At 61.7% G+C, this 26,761-nt stretch carries 27 protein-coding genes and 1 riboswitch; of the genes, 17 read left to right on the top strand and 10 right to left on the bottom strand.

Translation table 11 applies throughout. The annotated features are described in order from the left end of the window. Positions 1–35: 35 nt before the first annotated feature. The 4 genes from AC3D25_RS26375 to mmsB all read left to right on the top strand — a co-directional run bounded on the left by AC3D25_RS26375 (position 36) and on the right by mmsB (position 4,395). Positions 36–356, top strand: coding sequence for a hypothetical protein (locus AC3D25_RS26375; protein ID WP_488891432.1), 321 nt, complete (start codon positions 36–38; stop codon positions 354–356). 144 nt (positions 357–500) lie between these two features. Further along, the gene (gene chvE, locus AC3D25_RS26380; protein WP_488891433.1) at positions 501–1,568 is read left to right on the top strand and encodes a multiple monosaccharide ABC transporter substrate-binding protein; all 1,068 of its coding nucleotides are present in this window, start codon (positions 501–503) and stop codon (positions 1,566–1,568) included. 84 nt (positions 1,569–1,652) lie between these two features. Then, positions 1,653–3,182: a multiple monosaccharide ABC transporter ATP-binding protein gene (mmsA, locus tag AC3D25_RS26385; protein ID WP_488891434.1), complete on the top strand. Its 1,530-nt coding sequence runs from the start codon at positions 1,653–1,655 to the stop codon at positions 3,180–3,182. 1 nt (position 3,183) lies between these two features. Next, positions 3,184–4,395 carry a multiple monosaccharide ABC transporter permease gene (mmsB, locus tag AC3D25_RS26390; protein ID WP_488891435.1) on the top strand — a complete coding sequence of 404 codons (1,212 nt, stop codon included), beginning with the start codon at positions 3,184–3,186 and terminating at the stop codon, positions 4,393–4,395. A gap of 50 nt (positions 4,396–4,445) precedes the next feature. Here the strand turns inward: mmsB and AC3D25_RS26395 are convergent, their stop codons facing one another. Further along, entirely contained in the window at positions 4,446–4,661 is a 216-nt protein-coding gene (locus AC3D25_RS26395; protein WP_488891436.1) for a hypervirulence associated TUDOR domain-containing protein, read from the bottom strand. A 35-nt stretch (positions 4,662–4,696) separates the two neighbouring features. Next, positions 4,697–5,119, bottom strand: a complete 423-nt coding sequence (locus AC3D25_RS26400) for a DUF1810 domain-containing protein (protein WP_488891437.1) — start codon at positions 5,117–5,119, stop codon at positions 4,697–4,699. Positions 5,120–5,295: 176 nt separating this feature from the next. On the opposite strand from AC3D25_RS26400, the gene AC3D25_RS26405 reads away from it, so the two are divergent. The 6 genes from AC3D25_RS26405 to AC3D25_RS26430 all read left to right on the top strand — a co-directional run bounded on the left by AC3D25_RS26405 (position 5,296) and on the right by AC3D25_RS26430 (position 12,838). After that, positions 5,296–6,672, top strand: a complete 1,377-nt coding sequence (locus AC3D25_RS26405) for a GH1 family beta-glucosidase (RefSeq protein ID WP_488891438.1) — start codon at positions 5,296–5,298, stop codon at positions 6,670–6,672. 53 nt (positions 6,673–6,725) lie between these two features. After that, on the top strand, positions 6,726–7,952 hold the full coding sequence (locus AC3D25_RS26410) for an ABC transporter substrate-binding protein (RefSeq protein WP_488892159.1): 1,227 nt from the start codon (positions 6,726–6,728) through the stop codon (positions 7,950–7,952). 3 nt (positions 7,953–7,955) lie between these two features. Continuing rightward, entirely contained in the window at positions 7,956–8,837 is an 882-nt protein-coding gene (locus tag AC3D25_RS26415; protein ID WP_488891439.1) for a carbohydrate ABC transporter permease, read from the top strand. Next, a complete protein-coding gene (locus AC3D25_RS26420) occupies positions 8,834–9,715 on the top strand; it encodes a carbohydrate ABC transporter permease (protein WP_488891440.1) in 882 nt (293 codons plus the stop codon). Before AC3D25_RS26415 ends, AC3D25_RS26420 begins: the two co-directional genes overlap by 4 nt. A 3-nt stretch (positions 9,716–9,718) precedes the next feature. After that, the gene (locus tag AC3D25_RS26425) at positions 9,719–10,801 is read left to right on the top strand and encodes an ABC transporter ATP-binding protein (protein WP_488891441.1); all 1,083 of its coding nucleotides are present in this window, start codon (positions 9,719–9,721) and stop codon (positions 10,799–10,801) included. 996 nt (positions 10,802–11,797) lie between these two features. After that, positions 11,798–12,838 (top strand): LacI family DNA-binding transcriptional regulator, encoded by a 1,041-nt coding sequence (locus tag AC3D25_RS26430; RefSeq protein ID WP_488891442.1) that lies wholly within the window; start codon positions 11,798–11,800, stop codon positions 12,836–12,838. Position 12,839: 1 nt separating this feature from the next. Here AC3D25_RS26430 and AC3D25_RS26435 read toward each other — a convergent pair whose 3' ends face one another. Both AC3D25_RS26435 and AC3D25_RS26440 read right to left on the bottom strand, forming a co-directional pair. Then, positions 12,840–13,760, bottom strand: coding sequence for an aldo/keto reductase (locus tag AC3D25_RS26435; RefSeq protein WP_488891443.1), 921 nt, complete (start codon positions 13,758–13,760; stop codon positions 12,840–12,842). Between the two features lie 284 nt (positions 13,761–14,044). After that, positions 14,045–14,764, bottom strand: coding sequence for a class I SAM-dependent methyltransferase (locus AC3D25_RS26440; RefSeq protein WP_488891444.1), 720 nt, complete (start codon positions 14,762–14,764; stop codon positions 14,045–14,047). Between the two features lie 146 nt (positions 14,765–14,910). Here AC3D25_RS26440 and AC3D25_RS26445 point away from each other — a divergent pair, with 146 nt between their 5' ends. Beyond that, positions 14,911–15,417 carry a cupin domain-containing protein gene (locus tag AC3D25_RS26445; RefSeq protein ID WP_488891445.1) on the top strand — a complete coding sequence of 169 codons (507 nt, stop codon included), beginning with the start codon at positions 14,911–14,913 and terminating at the stop codon, positions 15,415–15,417. Between the two features lie 41 nt (positions 15,418–15,458). Further along, positions 15,459–15,647: riboswitch (yybP-ykoY riboswitch) on the top strand. 8 nt (positions 15,648–15,655) lie between these two features. Further along, complete coding sequence (gene mntP / locus AC3D25_RS26450; RefSeq protein ID WP_488891446.1) at positions 15,656–16,225, top strand: manganese efflux pump MntP; 570 nt, start codon at positions 15,656–15,658, stop codon at positions 16,223–16,225. Positions 16,226–16,257: 32 nt separating this feature from the next. On the opposite strand, the gene AC3D25_RS26455 is transcribed toward mntP, so the two are convergent. Beyond that, positions 16,258–16,704 (bottom strand): response regulator, encoded by a 447-nt coding sequence (locus AC3D25_RS26455; protein WP_488891447.1) that lies wholly within the window; start codon positions 16,702–16,704, stop codon positions 16,258–16,260. Between the two features lie 186 nt (positions 16,705–16,890). Between AC3D25_RS26455 and AC3D25_RS26460 the strand changes: the two genes are divergently transcribed. Further along, positions 16,891–17,583: a response regulator gene (locus AC3D25_RS26460; protein ID WP_488891448.1), complete on the top strand. Its 693-nt coding sequence runs from the start codon at positions 16,891–16,893 to the stop codon at positions 17,581–17,583. Here the strand turns inward: AC3D25_RS26460 and AC3D25_RS26465 are convergent, their stop codons facing one another. Next, complete coding sequence (locus tag AC3D25_RS26465) at positions 17,584–19,602, bottom strand: ATP-binding response regulator (protein ID WP_488891449.1); 2,019 nt, start codon at positions 19,600–19,602, stop codon at positions 17,584–17,586. It lies immediately after the preceding gene. A 243-nt stretch (positions 19,603–19,845) separates the two neighbouring features. Here AC3D25_RS26465 and AC3D25_RS26470 point away from each other — a divergent pair, with 243 nt between their 5' ends. Next, entirely contained in the window at positions 19,846–20,136 is a 291-nt protein-coding gene (locus AC3D25_RS26470; RefSeq protein ID WP_488891450.1) for a DUF4148 domain-containing protein, read from the top strand. A gap of 228 nt (positions 20,137–20,364) precedes the next feature. After that, positions 20,365–21,483 carry a 4-hydroxyphenylpyruvate dioxygenase family protein gene (locus AC3D25_RS26475; RefSeq protein ID WP_488891451.1) on the top strand — a complete coding sequence of 373 codons (1,119 nt, stop codon included), beginning with the start codon at positions 20,365–20,367 and terminating at the stop codon, positions 21,481–21,483. On the opposite strand, the gene AC3D25_RS26480 is transcribed toward AC3D25_RS26475, so the two are convergent. Then, positions 21,480–22,106 (bottom strand): RNA polymerase factor sigma-70, encoded by a 627-nt coding sequence (locus tag AC3D25_RS26480; protein ID WP_488891452.1) that lies wholly within the window; start codon positions 22,104–22,106, stop codon positions 21,480–21,482. The two genes, AC3D25_RS26475 and AC3D25_RS26480, sit on opposite strands and share 4 nt — an antisense overlap. Positions 22,107–22,248: 142 nt before the next feature. Then, a complete protein-coding gene (locus AC3D25_RS26485) occupies positions 22,249–22,947 on the bottom strand; it encodes a FadR/GntR family transcriptional regulator (RefSeq protein WP_488891453.1) in 699 nt (232 codons plus the stop codon). A 580-nt stretch (positions 22,948–23,527) separates the two neighbouring features. On the opposite strand from AC3D25_RS26485, the gene AC3D25_RS26490 reads away from it, so the two are divergent. Beyond that, positions 23,528–23,956 carry a 2,4'-dihydroxyacetophenone dioxygenase family protein gene (locus AC3D25_RS26490; RefSeq protein WP_488891454.1) on the top strand — a complete coding sequence of 143 codons (429 nt, stop codon included), beginning with the start codon at positions 23,528–23,530 and terminating at the stop codon, positions 23,954–23,956. 167 nt (positions 23,957–24,123) lie between these two features. Then, positions 24,124–24,603, top strand: a complete 480-nt coding sequence (locus tag AC3D25_RS26495; RefSeq protein ID WP_488891455.1) for a PH domain-containing protein — start codon at positions 24,124–24,126, stop codon at positions 24,601–24,603. Positions 24,604–24,609: 6 nt separating this feature from the next. Here the strand turns inward: AC3D25_RS26495 and AC3D25_RS26500 are convergent, their stop codons facing one another. Both AC3D25_RS26500 and AC3D25_RS26505 read right to left on the bottom strand, forming a co-directional pair. Next, the gene (locus AC3D25_RS26500) at positions 24,610–25,944 is read right to left on the bottom strand and encodes an NYN domain-containing protein (RefSeq protein WP_488891456.1); all 1,335 of its coding nucleotides are present in this window, start codon (positions 25,942–25,944) and stop codon (positions 24,610–24,612) included. A 162-nt stretch (positions 25,945–26,106) separates the two neighbouring features. Further along, positions 26,107–26,676, bottom strand: coding sequence for a flavodoxin family protein (locus AC3D25_RS26505; RefSeq protein WP_488891457.1), 570 nt, complete (start codon positions 26,674–26,676; stop codon positions 26,107–26,109). Between the last annotated feature and the right edge of the window lie 85 nt (positions 26,677–26,761).

A 26,761-nucleotide genomic window follows, 5' to 3' on the forward strand; every position in this document is an offset into this window, starting at 1 on the left:
AACCCGTATTTCAACGAACTCGCCGGCAGGACAGTATGGCTGACAAATTAGAATGGGGCGAAAAGTTCGGTGTGGCATGTCTCGGCATCACGCATCCGCACGCGTCGGGCCGCGTCCGGGCGATGCAACGCATAGAAAACACGGTGGTCCTCGGCGCAGCGGACGATAGCCCGCTGCGCCAGCCGTTCGTCCAGGCAATGGGAATCGAGGCGCTGACGAAAGCAGACATATTGGGAAAACCGGACGTCCACGCGGTGCTGGTCGATATAAAGAGTGGCGTTCGCGGATACTTTCCGCAAAGGGACAGCATCGGTGATTTCGGCCGAGCAACGCTACAAGGTGAATCTGTTGATTGAGGCGCTGTACGCGTCTTCGAAGAAAGCTGTCAGCGTGGTCACGCTGCCCAGTCTGTAGCAACCCACTGCACCGGATGGGCCCGCTTCGCGGCAGGCCGACGAGTGTCAGATCCATTTACAACGTGATGTACCAGGAGACAAGAGATGAAAACACTAAAACTCGTTACCGCCGCGCTGGCTGTGTCCGTGACTGTCGCCGCGCCGCTCGCGAGCGCGCAGGATAAGGGAACGGTCGGCATCTCGATGCCGAACAAATCGTCGTCGCGCTGGATTTCCGATGGTCAGAGCATGGTGGCCGCCTTCAAGGCGAAGGGCTACGACGCCGACCTGCAGTATGCCGAAGACGAAGTTCCGAACCAGATCGCGCAGATCGAAAACCTCATTACTAAAGGCGTGAAAATCCTGGTCGTCGCGCCCGTCGACGGCACGACGCTGTCGAATTCGCTGAGCAAGGCCGAGAGCCGCGGGATCAAGGTCATCGCTTACGACCGCCTGATTCGCAACACGAAAGACGTCGATTACTACGCGACCTTCGACAACTTCGGCGTCGGTGCAATGATGGCGCAGTCCGTCGTCAAGTCGCTCGATCTCGCTAACCGCAAGACGCCCGCGAACGTCGAGATTTTCGCGGGGTCCGCCGACGACAACAACGCGCACGTCGTCTACGACGGCATGCTGTCCGTGATGAAGCCGTTTATCGATAGCGGCAAGGTGGTGGTCCGCAGCAAGCAGCTTGCCTTCGACAAGGTCGCGACGTTCCGCTGGGACGGCGCGACGGCGCAGGCGCGCATGGATAATTTGCTTAGCGCCTACTACGGCAACTCGCATGTCGATGCCGTGCTGTCGCCGTATGACGGCATCAGTATCGGCATTATTTCTTCGCTCAAGGGCGTGGGTTACGGCACGGCGCAGCAGCCGATGCCGGTCATCACCGGTCAGGATGCGGAAATCCCGAGCGTCAAGGCAATCATTCGCGGCGACCAGCGCTCCACCGTGTTCAAGGACACGCGCGAACTGGCCAAGGCGACCGCCGACATGGCCGATGCCGTGCTTAGCAAGAAGCCGGTGCCCGTCAACGACACCAAGACGTACAACAACGGCGTGAAGGTCGTGCCGACTTACCTGCTCAAGCCGGTTCTGGTCGATAGCGGCAACTGGCAGAACGTGCTCGTTACGAGCAGCGGCTACTACAAGGAAGCGCAGTTGAAGTAAGCAGCGGTTCGTCGCGGGGATTTTAGCGAGTCTCCGCGACGTCGGCTTTCGACGATTTCATCCGATGCTACAGGTAACAAGTTCATGGACACGATTCTGGAAATGCGCGGCATTCAGAAAAGCTTTGGCGGGATCAAGGCGCTGAATAACGTGAATTTGTCGGTTCGGGAAGGCGAGATTCACGCTATTTGCGGAGAAAACGGCGCAGGCAAGTCGACACTGATGAAGATCCTGAGCGGCGTCTATCCGCATGGTACGTATGTCGGCGACGTGGTTTATCGCGGCGAGGAGCGCAAATTTTCCGGCATCCAGGACAGCGAGGCGGCCGGCATCATCATCATTCATCAGGAACTGGCTTTGGTGCCGATGCTCTCCATTACGGAGAACATTTTTCTCGGCAACGAGCAGTCCAGAAGCGGCGTGATCGATTGGGATCTCTCGTATTCCAAGACCAAGCAGTTGCTGGCGAAAGTGGGCCTAAGCGACGCGCCCGATTCGCCGGTTGTCACGCTCGGTATCGGCAAGCAGCAATTGGTCGAGATTGCCAAGGCGCTCTCTAAGGAAGTCAAGCTGCTGATTCTGGACGAGCCGACTGCTAGTCTTAACGAGAAGGATAGCGACACGCTGCTAAGGTTGCTTGTCGAGCTGCGCGAGCGCGGCGTGACGGCGATCATCATTTCTCACAAGCTTAACGAAATCTCCCGCGTGGCCGATTCCATTACGGTCATTCGCGATGGCTCGACTGTCGACGAGCTTGACTGCAATGCTGAGACGATCAGCGAAGACCGCATCATCAAGGCGATGGTCGGCCGCGATATGGACGACCGTTATCCGCCGAGAACGCCGAATATCGGTGAAACGATGTTCGAGGTGGAAGACTGGAAAGTCCACCATCCGAGCCAGACCGACCGCCTCGTTATCAAGGGCGTCAGTATTCACGCCAAGCGCGGCGAGGTGCTGGGCATCGCGGGATTGATGGGCTCCGGACGGACGGAACTGGCGATGAGCGTGTTCGGCAAGTCATACGGCAAGAACATTTCCGGCACCGTCAAGATGGACGGCAAGAAGGTCGATGTCTCGACCGTCGAGAAAGCGATCAACCACGGTCTCGCCTACGTGACGGAGGACCGCAAAGGGGCGGGACTGCTGCTTGAAGACGACATCAAGAAGAACATCTCGCTGGCGAACCTGAAGTCGATCTCGCGCTATACGGTGGTCGACGAACATAAGGAAAGCGCGGTCGCGTCGGATTTCAAGCAGAAGCTGCGCATCCGCTGTCCCGACATCAATCAGAAGGTCGCGAACCTGTCCGGCGGCAACCAGCAAAAAGTGGTTTTGAGCAAATGGCTCTATTCGGCGCCGGAAGTGCTCATTCTCGACGAACCGACTCGCGGCATCGACGTAGGCGCGAAATACGAGATTTACAGCATCATCAATCAAGCGGCAAGCGATGGCAAATGCGTCGTGATGATTTCGTCCGAGATGGCGGAACTGCTCGGCATGTGCGACCGGATCTATGTCATGAACGAAGGACGAATCGTTGGCGAACTGCTCGGCGAAGAAGCTAGTCAAGAAAAAATCATGCGTGCCATCATGAGAAACGGAGGCAACTGAAATGCGCAAGACTCTATCGACGCCGGGAACCCCAGAGGTTCAAGGCGAGAACTCGGAATACTCGAAATCGTTTAAACGCGGTCTGCGCGAATATGGCCTGCTGGTGTCGCTCGTCATCATCATGGGCTTCTTTCAGGTGTCGACGAACGGCACGCTGATGCAGCCGCTAAACTTGACGAACCTGATCCTGCAGAACAGCTACATCGTCATCATGGCGCTCGGCATGCTGATGGTTATCGTGGCGGGACATATCGACTTGTCCGTCGGCTCGAGTTCCGGTTTCATCGGCGCGCTCGCGGCGCTGCTAATGGTGCAGTGGAACGTGAATCCGGTGATCGGCACGATTGCATGTGTGGTGGCGGGCGGCATCATCGGCGCGGCGCAAGGCTACTTCGTCGCGTTCTGGAAGATGCCGTCGTTTATCGTGACGCTCGCCGGCATGCTGGTGTTCCGGGGACTCACCATCACACTGCTGCAAGGCCAGTCGATCGGGCCTTTTCCGGACGCCTTCGCCATCGTCAGCTCGGGTTTCATCCCCGATTTCTTCCATGGCGAAAATCTTCGCATCACGTCGCTGCTGCTCGGGCTGCTGGTCGGACTCTCGTTTTTCTATATCGAGTTTCGCCAGCGTAGCAAGGCGGCAAAGCATGGCGTCGATAAAGGCTCGTTCGGCATGTTCGTGGTCAAGAATGTCATCCTGACCGCTCTTATCGTCTACTTCTGCTATTTGCTCGCGTCGTACCGTGGCATGCCGATGGTTCTCATCATCATGGGTGTGCTGATCGCGGCCTACACGTTCGTCATGAACCGGACGACCATCGGACGCCGGATCTATGCGGTGGGTGGCAACGTCAAAGCCGCCAAGCTATCCGGCGTCAACACGGAGCGGATTTCGTTCTATGCGTTCGTCAACATGGGTGTGCTCGCAGCGCTTGCCGGCCTTATTTTCGCCGCGCGTCTGAACAGCGCGACGCCTAAGGCAGGGACGGGATTCGAGCTCGACGTCATTGCTGCGTGCTTCATTGGCGGCGCGTCGGCATCCGGCGGTGTAGGCAAGGTCATGGGCGCGGTGATCGGTGCGTTCATCATGGGCGTCATGAACAACGGCATGTCGATCATGGGTATCGGCGTCGATTATCAGCAGGTCATCAAGGGACTTGTGCTCTTGGCCGCGGTGTTTATCGACGTCTATAACAAGAACAAGATTGCTTGATTGCGGATAGCCCGTTACGACGCGAGTTGCGACGGGCTACTTACTTAAGCCTAACCCTTCACTCGCGTAAGCGCGCTGCCACGATGCACCGCGCGCTTGCCGCTCTTTTCGCTTTCCACCTCGTATTGCGGTTCGTCGGCGGAAGCGGCGACCGTATGGCCGTTCACGTTCGTATGCGTCGCGATCACGCGCACTACGTGTCCGCTTGTCTCGCCTTGCGGCGTGTTCCAGCTTACATGATCGTGCGGTTTGAAATGGGTGGTCATGGCGGGTCTCGTGCAAAGATCAGGCAAATAAAAAGTTAGCGCAGCCGCGCGAGTGTGGCCGGGTCGTGCTGGCTACCGAAATAGCGTTGCAGCGCCTCGCGAAAGACGGTTTCGTTCGTGGCGCACGCGTCGAAGAGGGTCATCGACGAATGGAATTTCAGGTCGTCGGGATAGCCGAATATTTCGCCGACATTTTTCGCGGTGAGTCCATTCACGATCTGGGTCAGTTCGCGCAAGCGCGCGCCGAGCACCGGATGCGCAAGATAGGCCTCGGCCTCCTCGCGCGATGCGATTGCGTAGCGCTGCGCCATCTCGCTGTGCCCGAGTCCGGCAATCTGCGGAAACACAAACCACATCCAATGCGTGCGCTTTCGGCCTGCCGCAAGTTCTTCGCGCGCGTGATCGAAAGCATCGTGCTGCGCGTCGATAAAGCGCTGAAGGTTATGTGCATGGTTCATCGCGGACTCCTCGCGAAAAGGGTGACAGACGATGCAGCAACGCGCGTGCCGCCGCTTCAACGGCACGCGCCGACCCTATCCATATAAACACTGATTGTGACGCCAAATTCGCCGCTGCTATCGTTCGCAGGTCCTGTGGAAGCGCTTCCACTTCTCTGTGAGCGAAAGGAGTTTCCGTGGCGAACGATGCAATTTCCAGTGTTGGCGAGACGCTTTCTCCGCCTGCCGATTCCGCGCTCTGGCGCCGCGAATTCCTGTTGGGCGCGGCGACCGCGTCGTATCAGATCGAAGGCGCGATCGACGAAGACGGCCGGCTTCCCTCCATTTGGGACACATTTTCAGCGAAGCCGGGCAAGGTGCTCGCGGGCGATACGGGCGCGGTCGCCTGCGACCACTATCACCGCTGGGAGCAGGATCTCGATCTGCTGACGGCGCTCAACGTGGATGCGTACCGGCTTTCGATCGCATGGCCGCGCGTGATGGACGAAGCGGGGCGGCCGAACCAGAAGGGCATCGACTTCTACAAGCGGTTGATCGGCGCGCTGAAAGAGCGCGGACTTCAGACCTTCGTCACGCTGTATCACTGGGACCTGCCGCAACATCTGGAAGATCGCGGCGGCTGGCTCAATCGCGATACCGCCTACCGTTTCGCCGATTACGCCGACTTGATGAGCCGCGAACTCGCGGGCAGCGTCGATGCTTGGGCGACGCTAAACGAACCGTGGTGTTCCGCGTTTCTCGGCTATGGCAACGGTCATCACGCGCCCGGCTTGTCGAATCTGCGCTACGCAACGCAGGCGATGCACCATCTCCTGCTCGCGCACGGCAACGCCATTCCCGTGCTGCGCGCCAACGACCCGGCCTCGGGCAAGGGCATCGTCGCGAACGTGGGCAAGAGTTCGGCCGCGACCGATAGCGAAGCGGATCGTCGCGCGGCGCAGTTGTTCGAGACGCAGCACAACGCGTGGGTGCTCGATCCGCTGCTGAAGGGGTCCTATCCCAACGATCTGTGGGAATTGTGGCCGGGTGCCGAGCCGCTCGCGCTCGAAGGCGATCTGCAGACCATCGCCGCGCCGATCGATTTTCTGGGCATCAACTACTACTTCCGCACGAACGTAAAGAGCGACGGCGCGCATGGCTTCACGGAAGTGCCGCTGGAAGGCGTCGAGCGCACGCAGATGGGATGGGAAGTGTATCCCGACGGCTTGCGCGATTTGCTGATCGGCTTTCACAAGACGTACCCGTCGCTGCCGCCGATCTATATCACCGAGAACGGCATGGCGTCCGACGACCAAGTGATCGACGGTCGCGTGGACGATCCGCAGCGCATCTCGTTCCTGCGTCGTCACTTCGAAGCGGTGAACAGCGCGATGAGCGCGGGTGTCGATATTCGCGGCTATTTCGTGTGGTCGCTGATGGATAACTTCGAGTGGGCGTTCGGCTACGAGCGGCGCTTCGGCGTCGTGCACGTGAATTACGAAACGCAAAAGCGCACGCCGAAGCGCAGCGCCGAATTGATCGCAGCATTCCAGAAAGAACGTAAAGCGCGCTAACACACGCGCGCGATAACACGACGGAGACGCAGATGATCAGCACGAAAAAAGCGATGAGCCGCGCGGTGGCCGGTTGCGTGTTCGCGTTCGCCGCGAGCGGCGCGGCGCATGCCGATCCGCTCAAGGCGAACGTGATTCACTGGTGGACCTCGGGCGGCGAGTCGGCGGCAATCAAGCAGTTCGCCGATGCCTATAACAAGGCAGGCGGCCTGTGGGTGGACAACGCGGTCGCGGGCGCGGATCAGGCGCGATCGACCGCGATCAACCGCATCGTCGGCGGCGATCCGCCCACCGCTGCGCAGTTCAATACGTCGAAGCAGTTTCATGACGTGATCGACCAGGGTCTTCTGAACAACGTCGACGACGTGGCCGCGAAGGAAAACTGGGACAAGATCATGCCCCAGTCCATTCTCGACAGCATCAAGGTGAAGGGCCATTTTTACGCGGCGCCGGTGGACATTCACATGCCCGCGTGGTTCTTCTATTCGAAGCCCGCGTTTCAGAAAGCGGGCATTACGAGCGAGCCGAAGACCTTCGATGAGTTCATCGCCGATCTCGACAAGCTGAAGGCGGCCGGCGTGATTCCGCTCGCGCTCGGCGGTCAGGCGTGGCAGGAAAAGATCACGTTCGACGCAATATTCTCGAATGTCGGCGGGCCGGATCTTTTCCTCAAGGTGTATCGCGATCGCGATCAGAACGCAGTGAAATCCGACGCGTTCAAGAAGGTGCTGACAGCGTTCAAGCGTCTCAAAGGCTATGTCGATCCGGGGTCGCCCGGACGCAACTGGAACGATGCGACCGCGCTCGTCATCTCGGGCAAGGCGGGCGTGCAGATCATGGGCGACTGGGCGAAGGGCGAGTTCTCCGCGGCGAAACAGACTGCGGGCAAGGACTTCGGCTGCATTCCGGGCTTTGGCGCGCATTCGCCGTATCAGGTGGCAGGCGACGTGTTCGTGTTTCCGAAGACGGACAACGCCGAGGCGGTCAAGGCGCAGAAGCTGCTTGCAACCGTGATGACGTCGCCGGCGGCGCAGGTCGCGTTCAGCGAGCGCAAGGGATCGATCCCGATTCGCGACGACGTCGATGCATCGAGCCTCGATATCTGCGCGAAGGAAGGCATCGCGATCATGAAGGATAAGTCGCGTCAGTTGCCGAATCCGGAAATGCTCACGCCGCCCGATGTGAACGGCGCGCTGCAGGACGTCGTGACGAATTTCTGGAACAAGAACCAGTCGGTCGAGGACGCGCAAAAGGCGTTCGCCAGCGCGCTGAAAGGCTGATCGATGCGCGCGCGGCCGCTCAGGAAACGCTACCCGTTTGCCGCTTACGTGGCGCTCGTGCCGATGGCGCTGACCGTGGTCTTCGCCTATCTCGGCACGATGCTCTGGACCGCGCGCGTGTCCGTCAGCAACTCGCGGACGTTCCCCTCGAACGACTTCGCGGGCCTGACGCAATACGCGCGTCTCTTCGATAACGACCGCTGGCTGCTGTCGCTCCAGAACATCGTGCTGGTGGGCGTTTTGTTCATCGCGGCGTGTCTTGTGATCGGTCTGTTGCTCGCGATTTTCATCGATCAGAAAGTCGCGGCCGAAGGCGTGCTCCGCACGATGTTCCTCTATCCGTACGCGATGTCGTTCGTCGCGACGGGCCTCGTCTGGCAGTGGATTCTCAATCCCGAACTCGGCGTGCAGGCGTTGCTGCACCGCATGGGTTTTACGCATGCGCGCTTCGACTGGATCGTCGATCAGGACAAGGTGATCTACACGATCGTGATCGCGACCGTGTGGCAAGCCTCGGGTCTCGTGATGGCGTTGCTGCTTGCAGGATTGCGCGGCATAGACGAGGAAATCTGGAAGGCCGCGCGTATCGACGGCATTCCACGCTGGCGCGTGTACGCGAGCATTGTCGTGCCGATGCTCGGGCCGTCGATCTCCACTGCGTTCGTGCTGCTTTTCGTTATGGTGGTGAAACTCTATGACGCCGTAGTCGCGATGACGCAAGGCGGTCCCGGAACGGCGAGCGAAGTGCCGGCGAAATTCATCATGGATTATCTGTTCGGCCGCGCGAATATCGGGCTGGCATCGGCGGCGTCCATCGTGTTGCTGACGACCGTACTCGCGATACTCGCGCCGTTCGTTTATGCGCGTAGCCGGAGGACAGCATGAACGCCGCACATTCACGCAAACGCCGATCGAGCTTCACGCCGGCACGCTTCGGCGTCTACGCGTTTCTCATCACGGCTGCGCTCTTTTTCATGCTGCCGCTCTACGTGATGCTCGTCACCTCGGTCAAGCCGATGAGCGAGATTCGCTTGGGCAATCTGCTCGCGCTACCGCTGCACGTCACGTTCGAACCGTGGAAGACGGCGTGGCAATCGGCGTGTACGGGACTCGATTGCAACGGCATTCAGGTCGGCTTCTGGAACTCCGTGCGCATCGTCGTGCCGAGTACGATCCTCTCCATCTTCATCGGCGCGGTGAACGGTTATGCGCTGTCGTTCTGGCGTCCGCGCGGCGCGGGCCTGCTGTTCGCGATCCTGCTGATGGGCGCGTTCATCCCCGTGCAGGTGATGGTGTATCCGCTCGTGCGCGTGCTCGCGAGCGTGAAGCTTTTCAGCTCGCTGCCCGGTATCGTGCTCATTCATACGATCTTCGGCATGCCGGTGATGACGCTCCTGTTCCGCAATTACTACGCCGCGATTCCGCTCGAGTTGTTCAAGGCGGCGCGGATCGACGGCGGTGGATTCTGGCGCATCTTCCTGCAACTCATGCTGCCGATGTCCACGCCGATCATCGTCGTCGCCGTCATCATGCAGGTGACGGGCATCTGGAACGACTTCGTGCTCGGCCTGGTATTCGCGGGCACGAAGAATCTGCCGATGACCGTTCAGTTGAACAACATCATCAACACGACGACGGGCGAGCGCCTTTACAACGTCAACATGGCGGCCACCATCCTCACTTCGATGGTGCCGCTCGCGATCTATTTCATCTCGGGCCGCTGGTTCGTGCGCGGCATTGCATCGGGTGCAGTCAAGGGCTAGTTCATGTCGAATGTTTCGAATGTGCGCATCCGCGATCTGAAAATCGCGCTGGGCAACAATACCGTGATCGAATCGCTCGACCTCGATGTCGAGCCGGGCGAATTCATCGTGCTGCTGGGTCCGTCGGGCTGCGGAAAATCGACGCTGCTGCACACCATCGCGGGGCTGATCGACGTGAGCGAGGGCAGTATCGAAATAGGCGGTACGGACATGACGTGGGCCGACCCGAAAGATCGCGGCATCGCGCTCGTGTTTCAGTCCTACGCGCTGTATCCGACGATGAACGTCGAGCGCAATCTCTCGTTCGGCTTGCGCATCAACGGCACGCCGAAGGCGGAGATCGAACGGCGCGTCGGCCGCGCGGCCGAGATGCTGCAACTCGGGCCGCTGCTCAAGCGCCGTCCTGCGCAATTGTCGGGCGGTCAGCGCCAGCGCGTGGCGATCGGCCGCGCGATCGTGCGTGAAGCCGACGTGTTTCTGTTCGACGAGCCGCTCTCCAATCTCGACGCGAAGCTGCGCACCGAACTGCGCCGCGAACTCAAGCAACTGCATAAGCGCCTCGGCGCGACCATGATTTACGTGACGCACGACCAGGTCGAAGCGATGACGCTTGCGACCCGCATGGCCGTGATGCGCGGCGGCGCGATACAACAGATCGGCACGCCCGGCGATGTCTACGCGGAGCCGGTCAATTTGTTCGTCGCGACGTTTCTCGGGTCGCCGGGCATGATTCTGCTCAAAGGGCGACTCGAAACGGAGGGCGCGACAGTGCGCTTCAAGGCCGAGCATTTCGATCTGGACGTGACGGGTTACGCATTTCGCGCGCCGCCGGTGAATGGCGCTGCGTGCGTGCTCGGTGTGCGGCCTGAGGATGTGCGCGTCGGTCAGGGTCTTGAACATCGGGCAACGGTCACGCTCGTTGAGCCGATGGGTAACCATCGCGTTATTTGGCTCGATTATCACGGCGCGCAGATTGCATCCATTGCGCAGGACGATGCGGTGGTTGCGGTCGATGAGGCGACCGCTTTTACGCTGAATCGCGCGCGGGTTTCGATCTTCGATGAGGCCAGTGGAGCGCGGGTTTAGCAGTTTGTATGTTTGCTGGCGCTCGTTGCTTTTTTTGTTCTGTGCTTCTTGGGAACTTGCTTTCGTGTCGGTCTATTAGCACGCCGCTATGCGCGGCAGCAGTCACTTTCTTTGCTGCTGCAAAGAAAGTAACCAAAGAAAGCAGCTTATCCGCCTAAGTGTCCACCTCGAATAACCTTGCAGATAGGCACGCAAGCTGACTATGGCAACTCGCATTCGTTGGTATTGGCACAGCATCTGTCAGTTCCATCCTCGCTGCGCTCGGACGACGGGCGCACCTACAACCGGCGCTCGGTTTGATTTATTCGGTTATGCCTTTCCGGCAGGCACTTCGTGCCTGCCGGGATGGATGAGCGGCTCCACTCTGTTGTGTGGTGCGATGGCCGAATCAGCTTGCGCACCACTTCCGGTTACGGTTCGTGGTGGACACTTAGACGGTCACGCTGCTTTCTTTGCTTACTTTCTTTGCAGCAGCAAAGAAAGTAAGTCCCGCCCCGGACAGGGGCAGAGCTAATAAACGCACACGAAAGCAAGTTTTCAGGAAGTGCTAAGCGACAGAAGCATAGAGCGCTAGCAAACCAAAGACCGCCGCCCCGGACAGGGGCAGAGCTAATAAACGCAAACGAAAGCAAGTTCACAGGAAGTGCCAAGCGACAGAAGCATAGAGCGCTAGCAAACCAAAGACCGCCGCCCCGGACAGGGGCAGAGCTAATAAACGCACACGAAAGCAAGTTCACAGGAAGTGCCAAACGACAGAAGCATAGAGCGCTAGCAAACCAAAGACCGCCGCCCCGGACAGGGGCAGAGCTAATAAACGCACACGAAAGCAAGTTCACAGGAAGTGCTAAGCGACAGAAGCATAGAGCGCTAGCAAACCAAAAACCGCCGCCCCGGACAGGGGCAGAGCTAATAAACGCACACGAAAGCAAGTTCTCAAGAAGTACAAGCCGACCGACTAACCCCAACCAAATACAGCCTCCTAGGCAGGAATCCACCGTGGTAACGCTAAAGGATGTAGCGGCACTCGCTGGCGTCGGCATGTCGACAGCCTCGCGGGCGATATCGGGCAAAGGGCCGGTTTCAGCCGATGCCGCCGCGCGCGTGCAAGCCGCGATTGCCGAACTGAACTTCCGGCCGTCGTCGATAGGACGCGCGCTCTCGGCGCAGCAGCTCGGCATGATCGGATTGTTCGTGCCGTCGTTTTTCGGGCCGTATTACGGCACTATTCTCAACGAGACCGACCACGAATTGCGCGCGGTGCATCGGCATCTCGTGGTCGCGACCGGTTGCGGCGACACTTCGCCCCGCGAGCAGGCCATGGGCGCGGTGGAGTTTCTGATCGATCGCGATTGCGACGGCGTCGTGGTTGTGAGTCACGATCTGAGCGACGACGATCTCGTCAAACTGCACCGCATGCACCCGAAACTCGTGTTTCTCAACCGTGCATTCGGCCAGCTTCCAGACGCATCGTTTTGCGCCGATCATCATCGCGGCGGCGCGCTCGCCGCCAGCACGCTGCTCGCAAACGGCCATCGCGAACTCGCGGTGATCGGCGGTCCCGCGCTGGCATCGGACAATCAGGCACGCGTCGCCGGTTTTCTCGACGAACTCGCACGGCAGGGTATCGAACGGGCCGATGTTCAACTCGTCGAATCGGATTTCTCACCGGCAGGCGGCTTCGACGCGGCGCGCTCGCTGATCGATTCCGGCGCGCGTTTTACAGGGCTTTTCTGCGCGAACGACGAAATGGCGGTGGGCGCGCTGTCGGCGTTTCAGCAGGCGGGCGTGGCGGTGCCAGGCGATATTTCGGTGGTCGGTTACGACGACGATTACGCCGCCGCTTATTCCGCACCCGCCCTGACGTCGGTCCATATTCCGACCGCCGAACTCACGCGCAACGCGGTGCGCTGGCTGCTCAACGCGTGCTACGGCACGACGTACGAGATATTTCGCGAGTTTCCCGTCACGATCACCGAACGCGCCTCGCTCGCGCCGGCAACGCCGCCGGCAAAAAAGCGCGCGAGACGCAAGCCTTAAATCACCCGCCGATCGCCGCGACGATCCTCTTTCTCATCGTGTCGTCGGGATACGCGCCGAAACCCGCGCGCACGTTGTCGCGCATGTGTTCCGGCCGGCCCGTGCCGGGAATGACGCACGTCACCGCCGGATGCGCGAGCACGAACTTGAGCAGCATCTGCGCCCAGCTTTCGCAGCCGATCGCCGATGCCCACACGGGCAACGGCTTGTCGCGCAAACCGGCGAGCAGCCCGCCGCCGCCGAACGGCTGGTTCACGATGACCGCGACGCCGCGTTCGGCTGCGAGCGGCAGAAGACGCGCTTCGGCGCTGCGGTCGTCGGCGGCGTAGTTGATCTGGATGAAGTCGAGCGGCTCGGCTTCGATCACGGCTTCGACTTCGCCGAATGCGCTCGACGTGTAGTGCGTCACGCCGATATAGCGGATACGTCCCTCGGTTTTCCACTGGCGCAGCGTTGCGAGTTGCGTGCGCCAGTCGAGCAGATTGTGGATCTGCATCAGGTCGATCTGCGCTTGCTGAAAAAGCCGCATCGACGATTGCATTTGCGCGATGCCCGCCGCTCGGCCCTGAGTCCACACCTTGGTCGCGACGAACGCCTTTTTGTGCGCGTCGAGTTGCGTGAGCACCTTGCCCGCAACTTCCTCGGACGAACCGTACATCGGCGACGAATCGATCACCGAGCCGCCTGCGTCGAACAGCACGGTCAGCGTGTCGGCGAGACGAGCGAGGGCGGCGGGATCGTCGCCGACGTCGAAGGTGCGCCAGGTGCCGCAGCCGACGACCGGCAGCAGCTCGCCGGTGGACGGGATGCGGCGGCGGTTCATGGCGTCCGGGTTCTGCGCGCGTGCGGGCGCGAGCGGAAGTGCGAGTCCGGCAGCCGCAAGCCGCAAAAAGCCGCGTCGTTGGGGACGGTAAAGAGTCATGGCGGAAGGCTCGGAAACGGAACTGTCCACGTCAGACGCCGCGAACACGCGGATAGTTCGATATCGAGCCGGCTGCGGCATCTTCGAACTAGCGGACAAGTAGCGTTGATTCCGTTTAAGCATCCGGCACGGCACCGAAGCCTCTTCAGACGTCCCGACCCCTGACGACGCCGCAACTTTTTCTGGCGGTGTTCGAAGAAGGCACATTGACGCGCGCCGCCGAGCGCGAATCCATCGCGATGCCGGCCGCTCGAACCACGGCGCAACGATCTCGCGGCGAACGACTAACGCAGGGCCCGCCGCGCGATCCATGCGCCCCAGAACAGACTCGAAAAGAAGCGCTGCGGCCGCTCGAAACCCGTCTCGTCGAGCAGCCGCGCGACATGCGCTTCCGACTGCGGCGGATCGGCGCCTTGCAAAATGCGCCCGAGCTTCGCCTTCACCTCGTCCGCGCTCGCGCCGTTCATGCGCCAGCGCTCGCCCCACGCGGCGAGCAGCAGCGGCTGCGACGCATACGCGTGGTGGTTGCACGCGAGAATCAGCGGCGCGTTCGGCGCGAGCCGCGCGGCGATATCGGCGAGGATCGCGCGCTTGGCGTCGTCGCCGGGAAGATGGTGCAGCACGCCGATAAGCGTCGCGGCATCGAAAGAGCGCTTGTCCGGCAAATCCGCAACCACGCCGAGCACGCGCTCGGTGCGCTCGGCCAGCCCCGCGTCGGATACGTTCGTCATGCACAGGTCGAGCATCGGCGGCGACGGATCGACGGCGACGAAACGCCATGCCGGTTCCAGCCGCCCTGCAATGACGATCTCCTGTCCGGTGCCGCCCGCGCCCGCGATCAGCACGCGCGCATCCGTTCCCGCGCCGAGCGATGCCGCGAGCACGCACGCGGCCAGTTCGTGGCACGCGTCGTAGCCCGCGAGCGCAATGCGGCTTTGTTCGCGATAGTCCGCTGCCCGCGAAGGGTCGAATTTTGCGGCGGATGCCGTGCTCGAATGATTCATGGTCGGGTCCCGTTAAGCCGTTCATCCCGACGATAAAGCGCCCCGCGAAGCGCAACAAGGCGGGTAGTCATCCCGGTATGGATAGCACTTGCCAGGCGTGTCCCTATAATCGGCATTCGCTCACACACCGAATTTCAGGAGGCCGCATGTCGGGACCTGTGATCAATATCGGCGACGTACCGCTCGATCCGTTGCCGCCCGAGTTCGCGCCGACCGGCGACGCCGCCGAGCGCTATGCGCCGCGCATCGCCCGGCTGGGACGCGTGATTGGCGCGACGCAGCTCGGTTACAGCGTGATCGCGCTCGCGCCGGGCAAGCGCGCGTTCCCGTTCCACAATCATCGCGTGAATGAAGAAATGTTCTTCGTGCTGGAAGGGACGGGCGAAGCGCGGATCGGCGACGCGCGCTATCCGCTGCGTCCCGGCGATGTCATCGCGTGTCCGGCGGGTGGACGCGAGACGGCGCATCAGATCGCAAATACCGGCGACACCGAACTGCGCTATCTCGCAGTCAGCACGCAGCAATCGCCGGACGTGGTCGAGTATCCGCATACGGACCGCTACGCCGTGCTGGTCGCGGAGACAGCCGACACGCCGGGTTTGCGCGCGATCGGCCGGACGCGCGATTCGCTCGATTACTGGTCGGGCGAATGACGGCACCGTTGCGATTACAAAACGCTTTCTGGTGTGATAATCTTGGCGCCGTCTGTGGGGAGTAGCCGGCTTTCGCCGTCGTTTTGTTCTGGCGAGAGCGCTCATGTCAACATACTCGATCCATCCGGATCGTGGCATGAGCCGCCGTTTCACGGTTGGCAAGACCATCGATGTGTCGGCGCGACCGGTCGGGCGCGCGGACATGTCGTGTGTCCTTGCCCGACCTGAACCCCACACGATGAATATCGCCTCCACTCTGCTTCTCGCCGTCGCCATGTCGACGGACGCCTTCGCCGCCGCGGTAGGAAAAGGCGCCGCGCTGCATCGTCCCCGGATGCGCGAGGCGCTTAAAACCGGTCTCATCTTCGGCGTGATCGAAGCGCTCACGCCGCTGGTCGGCTGGGCGCTCGGCAAAGCCGCAGCGCCGTATGTCACGTCCTGGGATCACTGGATAGCGTTCGGTCTCCTCGCCGTCCTCGGATTGCGCATGATCCAGTCAGGCTTCAAAACGCCCGAACCCCACGCGGAAAAGCCGGACAAACACGGGTTTTGGCTGCTCGCGTTGACGGGCTTCGCCACCAGCATCGACGCGATGGCGGTCGGCGCCGGCCTCGCGTTCATCGACGTAAACATCTTCTCGACCGCCGCGACCATTGGCCTGGCGACCATGATCATGGTGACGCTCGGCGTGATGGTCGGCCGCTTTCTCGGCGCGGTCGTCGGCCAGCGCGCGGAGATCGCGGGCGGCGTGATTCTGGTCGGGATCGGGTCGCTGATACTCGCGGAACATCTCGGCTATCTCGCCTGAGGCCGCGCTTGGGCTGAGTGTGGACATGGCGTTCAGTGGTTCGAGAAGTAGGATTCGAGCAAGCCCGCGACGCGCCAGGTGGCGCACGGACGGCGGCAGTGGGCGTCGAAACCGGCGTCCTTGAGCGACTCGACCGGATCGGCGGGCGCGATGTTGCTGATGGCAACCAGCAGCCGGCAGGTGTTTCCCACGTCCACACGCAGTTGCCGGATCAATCGGTAACCGGTGTCGCTGTCGAGCCGCGTATCGAGCAGCAGCGCTTCCGGTTTCCAGTTCGCGACGAGCGAGCGCACGGTCTTCAAATCGTGCGCGATCATGACCTGCAGACCCTTCAACCGCAGCACGACAGCAAGCGATTCGCCGATCGGGCGGTCGGTATGCGCAATCAGCACACGCGGCCGGGCAACCGGCGCCGGTGCGCGTTCCAGGGTCCACCAGGCGAATTGCCGTTCGTCGTCGGTAGCGTGGCGAGTGATCATCTGCTCCTCCGTCAAGGTTCAAGGCCGTCTCTGTTGAACCCAGTGTCGCGATTCGAGGCGGACGCGAAAACCCGGCACGCGCGGGGGGAAAGCAGACTTCTTGGGGGTTGCCGAACCGATCCCTGCGAAAGGAGGGTGGCGCGGCCACGGCGGCGGATTACCATCGGGGGGTCAAGCGAGGGTGCAATGGAAAACGGTTACTTCAAGACGGTTTTGCTGGTGGAAGACGAGGGGCTCACGCGCAGCGCGATGAAGAGCCTCATTCTCGCCAACGAGCCGTTGCTCGAAATCGACGAAGCCGACGGTTTCGAGCAGGCCACCGCGCGCTTGTCGAGCGGCTCCTACGACCTGCTTTTCCTCGATTACCATCTGCGCGGCAGCGCGACCGGGCTGGATCTGCTGAACTGGATACGGGAAGAGGAACGGGAGGTTCAGACCATCATGCTGTCCGCGCAAGACGACCGCGACACCGTGCTGGAATGCATCCGTAACGGTGCGTGCGGGTTTATTTCGAAGGCGAGCGAGCAGGGCGCTGGAGTTTTCCGCGAGGCGCTGCGGACCATTCTGAGCGGCCGGGTGTATCTACCGAACAGTGTGCTCGGCAAGGGTGGGCATAGCCCGAAGCCGGTCTCGACGCATTCGGGCGTGACGATCGAATCGCTCAAGCTGCCGCCGCGTCTGACCGAGACGCTGCGTTATCTGCTGCAGGGTCTGTCGAACAAGGCCATCGCGCGGAAGATGAATATCAGCGAGAACACCGCGAAGGAATATTCAAGCGACCTGCTCGCGCGTTTTCACGTGACCCGGCGCACGTTTTTGATCGTGGAAATGGCGCGGCGCGGGATCGAGATGCCGACGGCCCAGACGCCGACGTCCTGATCAGAGCGGCAATGGCTCTTTCGTTTCGCCGCTCACCAGCGAGAGAATAAGCGAGCGCAACGCGGCCGGGCTGACCGGCTTGCTCGATACATCGTGGGCGCAGGCGAGCGGCACGATGGTCGCGGACGGTTCGCCCGTCACGACGAGACAGGGACACGGCCGTCCGAGCTTCGCGGTTGCGAGCATCGCGATCTCGCGCGCGGTCTTGAAATCGCGCAGACGGAAATCGGTAATCACGAGATCCGGAAACCGCTCGACTTCATCGAGCAGCACCTCGAATTCCTCGTAACTCGACGCGGAATCGAATAGCACGCCCCACTGCAACAGCAGCGCCTCGGTCGAGGCGCGCACCAGACCGTCGTCTTCCACGAGCATCACGTAAAGCCCTTCGAGCGTGGCGGTGCTCGCGCCGCTCAGCGCTGGTACGGGCGCGGCCGGTTGTTCGGTCGCCGCGCCGCACACGGGCAGTTCCACCGAAAAACGCGAGCCGCGTCCTTCGGCCGACTTCAATTCGATCCGGTGTTCTTCCAGCATCGAAATAACCGCATTCACGATGGAAAGTCCCAGCCCCAGGCCCTTGTCGCGATCCTGCTCCGGATTGCCGATCTGGAAAAACGGCTGGAAGATCGCGTCCCAGTGTTGCGGCGCGATACCGACGCCGTTATCCACCACGTCGATCCGCGCACGCGTCGCCGAGCGCACCACGCCGACGATCACGGCTGGCGTCGCCACGCTGTAATTCGCATATTTGATACCGTTGGCGACGAGATTGGCAACGGCGCGGCCGAGCCAGTGCGCGTCGCTGCGCACGCAGACGATCGTCTCTTTCGGCAGGCGCACGCGCAATTCGACACCGCGCAGCATGGCGGCCGGCCGCAATTGCTCGACCGCTTCGCGCACCACGGGATTCAGATCGAACACGTGATAGCGCGGCACCACGCGCCCCGATTCGAGGCGCGACAGATCGAGCACGGCGTTCAGGAGACGCGCGAGAATCTCCGAGGATTGGCCGGATTGTTCGATCAACCGCGTGGCCTCGGTGAAATCCTCGTGACGCAACGCCTCGACCGCGGCTTGCAAAAACAGGTTGAGCGCGTGCATCGGCTGACGCAGATCGTGCGTGGCGGCGGCAAGAAAATTGGACTTGTCGCGACTGGCGGTTTCCGCCGCGTGCATCTGCTCTTCCCTTAACGCGAGCAGCGCGTTGGTCTTCGTTTCCTGATCCTTTTTCGATTGCTGCAAGTCGTCGTGTTTGCGTTCGAGTTCGAGGTTCGTCATCAGCAATTCGCTGTTGAGCGACGCGAGTGCGCGCTCGGCCGAATAGCGCTCGCGCGAAACGCGTTCGGCATGCACGCACACGCCATGACCGACGACGATCACATTCACCAGATAGAACATTCCGGCCGCGAAGTCCTCGGGCGCGAGGAATTTGCCCATGAGTTGCAGCACGATCATCGAGGCGAGCGTGATTACGCTCGCGGTAAAAGCGGTGCGCGATTTCAGGTAAAAGAAACTGTACTGGAAAAAAATCGCGAGATAGAAGCCGATGAAATACTGCGTGTAGTTGTACGGCGCCGGCGCGCGAACCACCATCATCAGCAGCAGAAAGAGCAGGCCGTACACGCCGGTAAAAATCACACGATGCGCGACCGCGTGCTGGCGAAACGAGGGCTTCAACGTCAGCATGCCGACCCAAAGCAGCAGCGCGACGCCAAGAAGGCGCAGCGTCACGAGTTCGCCGATAAACCCTTCGAGGCCATGATGCCGGTGGGCGAAACTGATGTCCCACCAGACGAAGCTGGTCCACACCGCGAGCGCAAGCAGCGCGGAAGCGCGGCGGAACGCGCAGAATCGTTGCGCGTGATCTTCGAGGAAGCGCGCTTCGAGCGCGGCGTCGGGAAACGGCTTGGGGATCGCGAGATTCTTGATGAGGCTCGCGCCCGCTTCGCGCGCGGACGCCGCAAGCGTCGCCCAGCCATCGCGCGTTGCGGCTTGCGTTTGCCGATCGGGCACACTCATGGCACGCTCCTGCCTGCATCGAGAAAGTGAAGGCTTACTTTACGCGAACCGTATTAACGGACAAGGCGTGTTTTACCGACATCGCGACCGTCGTTCAGCATTCGGAAACGGCGACGCCATTGATCAGGATTCACGAAACGGTTCCAGCGGGCATAACGTCTGCTTGCTGATTAATCGATGTAATCGGCGATGTAATCGATGTGCCCAAATTTTAATCAACGCGTTTTATCAGGAGATTGCGCCATGCTTAAGCATCATTTCGTTTCGATCACCGTGGCCGCCACGGTTGCCGCGTCGTTCGTCTGCGCGCCGGTTGCCATGGCGCAGACGGCCGCCGACACCGCAGCCTCCACGCCGAGCCAGATCAAGAAGGCGCAGCGCAAACAGGCCCACGCAAAGAAAAACGCAGAGCTGAGCCAGTTGGAGAAGAACGGCTACAAGCCCAATTCCGACGACGCCACTTATCCGACCGACATCCAGAACGCGGAGCGCAAGACCCATCCGGCACAACCGGGCGCCGCATCGGCGCCGTAACGAAGCGCAGTGCTGCGGAGCGATATCTTGGAGCGGCCGGCGTGACAGGCTGGCTAAGCCGGCCGCTTTGACAGCCCGATTCCCGGGGCGCTAATCTACGCGGACTCAACGCCGCGAATCTATGCGAGTAAGACGCGGCGAGCGTTTCCCGCTTCAGTGGTCGAGCGGGATCGACGATAATCACGTTCGCTAGAAACGCAGCCCAGCGTTCTCCGAGGTAACGGCCCGATGACACACACCGACTTCAGTTCCACCATGCAACCGCCGGCTTCGGCCGAGGCGAATCCGCTCGGCATCGCCGGGCTGGAATTCGTCGAGTTCACGAGTCCCGATCCCGACGGCCTGCGCCTTTTGTTCGAGCGGCTCGGGTTCCATCCGGTCGCGCAACATATCAGCAAGGCCGTCACGCTGTTCCGGCAAGGCAGCATGAACTTCCTGCTCAACGCCGAGGAAGATTCGTTCGCATCGCGCTTCGCCGAGAGCCACGGCGTCGGCATTTGCGCGATCGGCATTCGCGTGTTCGATGCAGTGAGCGCGCACGCGCATGCGGTGGAATTCGGCGCGTGGGATTTCGAAGGGGAAAAGATCGGTCCGAACGAACTGGCGATTCCGGCCATTCAGGGGATCGGCGATTCGCATATCTATTTCGTCGATCACTGGCCGGGCAAGACCGAAGACAGCGGCATGTCGATCTACGACGTCGATTTCCGCCCGTGGACCGCGCCCGTTCACACGCCTTCCGCATCCGCGCTTGGCGAAACCGGCTTGCGCGAAGTCGATCACTTCACGCAGACGGTCGGCGCGGGGCGGATTCAGGAATGGCTCGACTTCTACCGCGAAGTGCTGCACTTCGAGGAGATTCATCAGGTGCATCCGGACTGGCACGTCTCGCGCGACTCGGCGGTGATCGTCTCGCCGTGCGGCGGGATCCGGATTCCGGTGTATGAAGAGGGCACGTATCGCGCCGACCTGATGCAGCAGTATCTGCCCGATCACGAGGGCGAGGGCGTGCAGCATATCGCGCTCGCATCGACGGACATCTTTGCGTCGGTCGATGCGCTCGCCGCGCGCGGCGTGCGTTTCGTCCAGCCGCCGCAAAAATACTACGATCAACTCGATGCGCGTCTGCCGGGCCACGGTCTGGATATCGCCGCGCTGCGCTCGCGCGGCATTCTCGTCGATGGCGAAATCGCCGCCGACGGCACGCCTCAGCTTTTTCTCCAGACTTTCCTCGAACGCAACCGGGGCGACATGTTCTTCGAGATCGTCGAACGCCGTGGCCATCATGGTTTCGGCGAGGGTAATCTGCGGGCGCTTGCCGACGCGCGCGCCGCCGGCCGGTCCTAACCCGCGAGCGCCGCTGCGCGGGACTTGCGGCGCGGCCGCGACGGCGGCTCGGCGCGACCGGGCGTATCGACGGCATCCAGATAATCCGCGCAATGCTGCACGGCGTTGCGAACCATGAAGTGAACGAGCGTCTGCGAAACCTGCAGCGCGCGCGCCGCGTCCTGCAGCGTTTGCTCGCGCAGGCGCACGAGTTCGAACGCCGCCTGCGTACGCTCGGGCAACTGGCCGAGCGCGTCGCAGGTGTGCTGCAACGCGTCGCGGGTCATCAGCGCGGCTTCCGGCGTCGGCTGAGGCGCGGGCACATCCAGCCCTTCGTCGTCGGCGGCGCGATACAAGCCCTCGAGCGTCTGGCGGCGCAAATTGTCGATCGACGCGTTGCGCACCATTTGCGTGACATACGCGAGCGGCCGCGCAATCGCGCCCTGCGCGGGCAACTGGATCAGTTTGATCAGCACGTCATGTACGACATCCTCGGCGTGCGCCCGGCATCCCACGACACCACGCGCCACGCCGATCAGCATCGAACGATGAGCGATCAACGCCTCGACCAGACTATCCCGAAATACGCACGAAACCGCCGATCCCGCGTCCCGCCGCACGCACTCTTGTTCTTGTTGCGCCATGCCGGTCGCCCTCGTTGTTATCTCCGAGCGCGAATGTAGCGTAAACGCGAATCATTCTCAAACGTATTTTGTACGATGCTTATGTGTTTCGAAGCGATCGAGCGCAGCGCGGATTTTCATCGTGCACGCGACGCGCGAGGGACTAGGCGAATTCGCTCGCGAGGCGCGCGGCCGTGTGCGTGAGCAACATCGTCATTGCTTGCCGGGCGCTGGGTGCGTCGCCCGCTTCAATGGCCTGCACGACCTGGCCAAAACGCTCGATCGCGAGGTCGCGCAGGTCGGCGGCGAGCGGCTTTTCCAGCGCGATGGCGCGCTGTCCGGACCGCACGACGTTCGCCAGTTGCGCGAGCAGTTCGTCGCCGCTTGCATCGACGATGGCTTTTTGCAGCGCCTCGACGGCCGCGTAATGTGTGCCGCCGCGCGCTTCCACATGCACGAGGTCCTGAAATGCGCTCTGGATTGCGGCGCGCTGAACGCGGCTCGCGCGCGTTGCGGCGAGCGCGGCGGCGCGCGGATCGATCATCGTCCGGAACTCGATCAGGCCGTGCAGAAACTCGGGATCGACGCGCGCGCGCAAGCGCCATTCGACCACTTCGTGATCGACGATCAGCCATTGCGTGGTGGGATTGATGAGCGTGCCGCGCTTCGGGCGCACGTCCACCATGCGCCGCGAAATCAGCACGCTCAGCGCTTCACGCATGATCGTGCGGCTGACACCGTGTTTCTTCGAGAGGATGACTTGCGGCGGCAGATAGTGGTCGGGATATTCATCGTTGACGATGCTGTCGACGAGTTCGTTCACCACCCGTTTCACCAACGATGCTTCGTAGCCGTGGCTCATTATTGTTCTCCCGTGAACTCGTGCAGCGGCCTCGGTGCGTGCTGCCTTTCCGCACGAAAGCAGGCGGACGACGCACGTTCTTGTGTTCCTCGTGATGCCACTCGCAAAGCAGCCACGAAACCGCGCTTTGCAGCCGCCGTTCCCGGGCACTCGCGACGCGCGCGAACGCGTTCCGGGAGCGCTCGGGATCGAGCCGGTTCGTGCGTGGTCTCCGGCCTCTCGCGAGGCACGCGGTGCGTGTTGGGTTGCGCCGCGCGCCCGCGTTCTTTAATGGGTTTGTGTTCTTCCGATGTCACAGCCTAGCGCGCACGCCGATGCCTTCACAATACGAACATCTGCGTATTCTGGCCGCCAGCGTGCGTATTCGTACACTGGGTGAACGCTCCGGCCGAAGCGGTGCGCAAAGCCGGCGTGATCGCGGTACGCGCGACCTGAAATTCGAGTGGCGGGCCGCTCACGTTTGCTTTTCGTCACGCCGTGAGAGCGATATCGCTCGACGCCGCAATCGCCTCACGATGACCGCCGTTTTCACGTTTTCCGCGTGAGAGAATCCGCCATTCCGCCATCCGGAGCCTGTCCGATGTCACCGAGTTTCCTCGATTCCGCCGCCATTTCCTGGCTTCCGCTCGATCCGGCGCTGCCCGGCGTGCTCGTCAAATATCTGAGCATCGATACCACCGCGCGCGAAACCGTCTCGCTCCTGCAAATGCCGGTCGGCGTGGCGCTGCCCGTGCATCGGCACGTCGGCCCGGTCTCCGTCTACACGCTCGAAGGCCGCTGGCGTTATCTGGAGCATGAGTGGATTGCCGGGCCGGGGAGTTTTGTCGCCGAGCCCGCGGGGTCGACGCATACGCCGCAAACGCTGGATTCCGCGTCCGGCGTGGTTGTGACGTTGAACTACGTGCGCGGCGATCTGGAAATGCTGAACGCGGCGGGCGAAGTGATTGGCGTGGAAAACTGCGCGACCGCGCTCAGGCGTCGGCGCCAGGCGGAACGGGCCGCGCGCTAGTTTCTCCGGGTTCACCCTCGGTCTCGGGCGAAATGGGGACGCAACGTATCCTGCTATATTGAATAATTGAGTGACAAATGCGCTTTCGGGTTCGGATCTGCTTTCGACTCGCCGATCACGAGCGCACCGGTCCGCTCCATTCAGTTATCTACGCCACGAAGTACGCGATGAAACACGCCACTCCGCCCAAATCCGTCATTTTTAACGGTGCGCCCTCGCAGGTCATCAACCTTCCGGCCTTGCTGAAAGGGGCTGTCGTCATTGCGTTGATCGGGGCGATCCATGCGGCGACGGCTAACCAGTTTCCGTTCGACTGGCGGATCGCGGTGGTTCAGGCCGTGCTGATTCTGGGCGGCGTCGGCTTGCCGTTTCTCAAGACGGCGTTCACGGAAATTGTCATCGATACCGAGCGGATCACGTGGCGGCAGGGCATTGTCAAACGCCGCGTGTCGAGCCTCGAACTATCGAGGATTCGCGGCGTCACGACCGTCCAGCCATGGTGGCAGCGGCTTTTCGGCACAGGTTCGGTCATGATCCAGACCAGCGAGCCCGCGCATCCGGTGCGTCGCTTGCCCGGTATCCGCGATGCAGAAGCGCTGCGCGCCGCGTTGAACGACGCCGTGCTCGCGTTGCGCGAGCCGGCGTAATTCAGGTTAGCGTTCGGTCGCCGCCGCGGTCTTGCGCGGACGACGCGCGGTCTTGCGTGCCGGAGCGCGCTTAGCGGCGGGCTCGGCTTCGGGCGCATCGGCTGCATCGGCCGTTTGCGCCGCTTTTGCCGCTTGGGCCGTTTGAGCCATTTCGGCCGGGCGCGCTTCCGCTTCCGCCTTCTCCACCGAACCGGCTTTTTTAGCCGCCGTCTTGCGTCCTCGACGCGGCGCGGCGCGTTTCGGCTTTCCTTCAACTTCAGCGGCGTCGGTGGTGGGAGCGTTTTCGGACGCTTCCAGATAATCCGTCGATTCGGCGATCGCCGGCGCGGATTCGAGGGCGGGCGGCGTCACGACCGGCTCAAATACCGGCTCGATTACCGGCTCGACGGCCACCCCAACAACCTGCTCGACACCCTGTTTCCGCGAATTCCGACCCTTCCTGCGGCCTTTTTCGGCGGCGCCGCGTCCGCTCGGCGCATCCGCGACCGGCGCGGGATCGGCTGCTTTCGCGACGATCGGCGGATTGCTGCGGAACACGAACGAGCCGGATTTATCGTCGCGGCCGACTTCCAGCAAACCGCGCGATTGCGCTTCGTCGAGCAGATTGCCGAACGCCCGGAAACCGTAGTACGACTCGTTGAAATCCGGCTTGCGGCGCTTGATCGCGCTTTTCAGCACCGACGCCCAGATCTTCCCGCTCTCGCCGCGCTCGGTCGAAAGCGCGTCGAACGTTTCGACGGCCAGCGCGATGGCCTTCGTTTTCCGTGCTTCGACTTCGTGTTTCGGCTGCTTGTCCTCGTCGGACGAGCGGCGCGCCGCGACGTTCGCCTCGCGCGTTTCGCGCTTGGCGTTCGCGCGCTGCTGTTCGCGCACGAGGTCGTCGTAGAAGATGAATTCGTCGCAATTGGCGACGAGCAAGTCGGACGTCGAGTTCTTCACGCCCACGCCGATCACCTTCTTGGCGTTCTCGCGCAGCTTCGACACGAGCGGCGAGAAATCCGAATCGCCGCTGATGATAACGAACGTGTCCACGTGCGACTTCGTATAGCAGAGGTCGAGCGCATCGACGACGAGCCGGATGTCGGCCGAGTTCTTGCCCGACTGGCGGACGTGCGGAATTTCGATCAGCTCGAAGCTCGCTTCGTGCATCGACGCCTTGAACGCCTTGTAGCGATCCCAGTCGCAATACGCCTTTTTCACGACGATGCTGCCCTTCAGCAGCAGCCGTTCGAGCACGGGACCGATATCGAATTTCTCGAACTTGGCGTCGCGCACGCCGAGCGCGACGTTCTCGAAATCGCAAAACAGCGCCATGCTGACGCTTTCCTGAGGTAAGGCCATGTCGGATTCTCCTGCCGGTGCCGGTCAATGCGCGGCGGTTTTTTGAGTTGCGCACATGATAGCCGGTTGCGCGGCGCGGCAGGCGCGGCGGGCGAATCCAAAGCAAAACGCCGTTCCAGGATTGGAACGGCGTTTTGGTATTTCGAGGGCGAACCGCGCGTTTTAGCGCTGTCCGTTCACCCAGCGCGTAGCGACTGCCGCGACGCGCTCGCCGAGCACTTCCGCCGTCAACTGGTCGCTGGAACGCGGCGCGACGTCGGCGCCCTGATCGGCGTTCGATTGGCCCATCGCGCCGAGGAACGAGCCGAGGCGGTTCAGGTCGTCGAGCGAGCCGGTGCTGCTGTTGTTGCCGGGCATCAGGCCGAGGCTCGTCCAGATCATCTGGTGCTGCGCGGCGAACACGGCGAGTTGAACGAGCGTGTTGAGTTTGTCGCCGCTTTGCGAGGCCGAGTTGGTGAAACCGGCGGCGATCTTGTCGCGCCACTTGCCCCAATGCTTCGACGATGCGTCCATGAACGTCTTGAACTGGCCCGACGCGCTGCCCATGTAGGTCGGCGCGCCGAACACGATAGCGTCGGCTTGGTCGAGTGTGTCCCAGTGTGCGTCGATTTCATCGACGGAAATCAGCTGGACGCTGGCGGTATCGACTTTTTTCACGCCGCGCGCGACCGCTTCGGCCAGAACGCGCGTGTGGCCGTAGCCGCTGTGGTAGACGATTGCAACTGAAGTCATGGGCTTGTCCCGTGAGATTGATTGAGAGAGCCGCACTATATTCGCTTTAGTTACTTTTAAAAAGTAGTTACCATTTAGTAACTAG

The organism is Caballeronia sp. SL1002, assembly GCF_057814995.1.

Excerpts from the sequence above, each read along its gene's own strand:
- mntP (WP_488891446.1), top strand. The coding sequence starts at position 15,656 with ATGAATATCGCCTCCACTCTGCTTCTCGCCGTCGCCATGTCGACGGAC.
- AC3D25_RS26475 (WP_488891451.1), top strand. The coding sequence starts at position 20,365 with ATGACACACACCGACTTCAGTTCCACCATGCAACCGCCGGCTTCGGCC.
- mmsA (WP_488891434.1), top strand. The coding sequence starts at position 1,653 with ATGGACACGATTCTGGAAATGCGCGGCATTCAGAAAAGCTTTGGCGGG.
- AC3D25_RS26500 (WP_488891456.1), bottom strand. The coding sequence starts at position 25,944 with ATGGCCTTACCTCAGGAAAGCGTCAGCATGGCGCTGTTTTGCGATTTC.
- AC3D25_RS26435 (WP_488891443.1), bottom strand. The coding sequence starts at position 13,760 with ATGACTCTTTACCGTCCCCAACGACGCGGCTTTTTGCGGCTTGCGGCT.
- AC3D25_RS26415 (WP_488891439.1), top strand. The coding sequence starts at position 7,956 with ATGCGCGCGCGGCCGCTCAGGAAACGCTACCCGTTTGCCGCTTACGTG.
- AC3D25_RS26395 (WP_488891436.1), bottom strand. The coding sequence starts at position 4,661 with ATGACCACCCATTTCAAACCGCACGATCATGTAAGCTGGAACACGCCG.
- AC3D25_RS26480 (WP_488891452.1), bottom strand. The coding sequence starts at position 22,106 with ATGGCGCAACAAGAACAAGAGTGCGTGCGGCGGGACGCGGGATCGGCG.
- AC3D25_RS26460 (WP_488891448.1), top strand. The coding sequence starts at position 16,891 with ATGGAAAACGGTTACTTCAAGACGGTTTTGCTGGTGGAAGACGAGGGG.
- AC3D25_RS26470 (WP_488891450.1), top strand. The coding sequence starts at position 19,846 with ATGCTTAAGCATCATTTCGTTTCGATCACCGTGGCCGCCACGGTTGCC.
- AC3D25_RS26485 (WP_488891453.1), bottom strand. The coding sequence starts at position 22,947 with ATGAGCCACGGCTACGAAGCATCGTTGGTGAAACGGGTGGTGAACGAA.
- AC3D25_RS26465 (WP_488891449.1), bottom strand. The coding sequence starts at position 19,602 with ATGAGTGTGCCCGATCGGCAAACGCAAGCCGCAACGCGCGATGGCTGG.
- AC3D25_RS26490 (WP_488891454.1), top strand. The coding sequence starts at position 23,528 with ATGTCACCGAGTTTCCTCGATTCCGCCGCCATTTCCTGGCTTCCGCTC.
- AC3D25_RS26425 (WP_488891441.1), top strand. The coding sequence starts at position 9,719 with ATGTCGAATGTTTCGAATGTGCGCATCCGCGATCTGAAAATCGCGCTG.
- AC3D25_RS26375 (WP_488891432.1), top strand. The coding sequence starts at position 36 with ATGGCTGACAAATTAGAATGGGGCGAAAAGTTCGGTGTGGCATGTCTC.
- AC3D25_RS26440 (WP_488891444.1), bottom strand. The coding sequence starts at position 14,764 with ATGAATCATTCGAGCACGGCATCCGCCGCAAAATTCGACCCTTCGCGG.
- mmsB (WP_488891435.1), top strand. The coding sequence starts at position 3,184 with ATGCGCAAGACTCTATCGACGCCGGGAACCCCAGAGGTTCAAGGCGAG.
- chvE (WP_488891433.1), top strand. The coding sequence starts at position 501 with ATGAAAACACTAAAACTCGTTACCGCCGCGCTGGCTGTGTCCGTGACT.
- AC3D25_RS26400 (WP_488891437.1), bottom strand. The coding sequence starts at position 5,119 with ATGAACCATGCACATAACCTTCAGCGCTTTATCGACGCGCAGCACGAT.
- AC3D25_RS26495 (WP_488891455.1), top strand. The coding sequence starts at position 24,124 with ATGAAACACGCCACTCCGCCCAAATCCGTCATTTTTAACGGTGCGCCC.
- AC3D25_RS26455 (WP_488891447.1), bottom strand. The coding sequence starts at position 16,704 with ATGATCACTCGCCACGCTACCGACGACGAACGGCAATTCGCCTGGTGG.
- AC3D25_RS26505 (WP_488891457.1), bottom strand. The coding sequence starts at position 26,676 with ATGACTTCAGTTGCAATCGTCTACCACAGCGGCTACGGCCACACGCGC.
- AC3D25_RS26420 (WP_488891440.1), top strand. The coding sequence starts at position 8,834 with ATGAACGCCGCACATTCACGCAAACGCCGATCGAGCTTCACGCCGGCA.
- AC3D25_RS26445 (WP_488891445.1), top strand. The coding sequence starts at position 14,911 with ATGTCGGGACCTGTGATCAATATCGGCGACGTACCGCTCGATCCGTTG.
- AC3D25_RS26410 (WP_488892159.1), top strand. The coding sequence starts at position 6,726 with ATGAGCCGCGCGGTGGCCGGTTGCGTGTTCGCGTTCGCCGCGAGCGGC.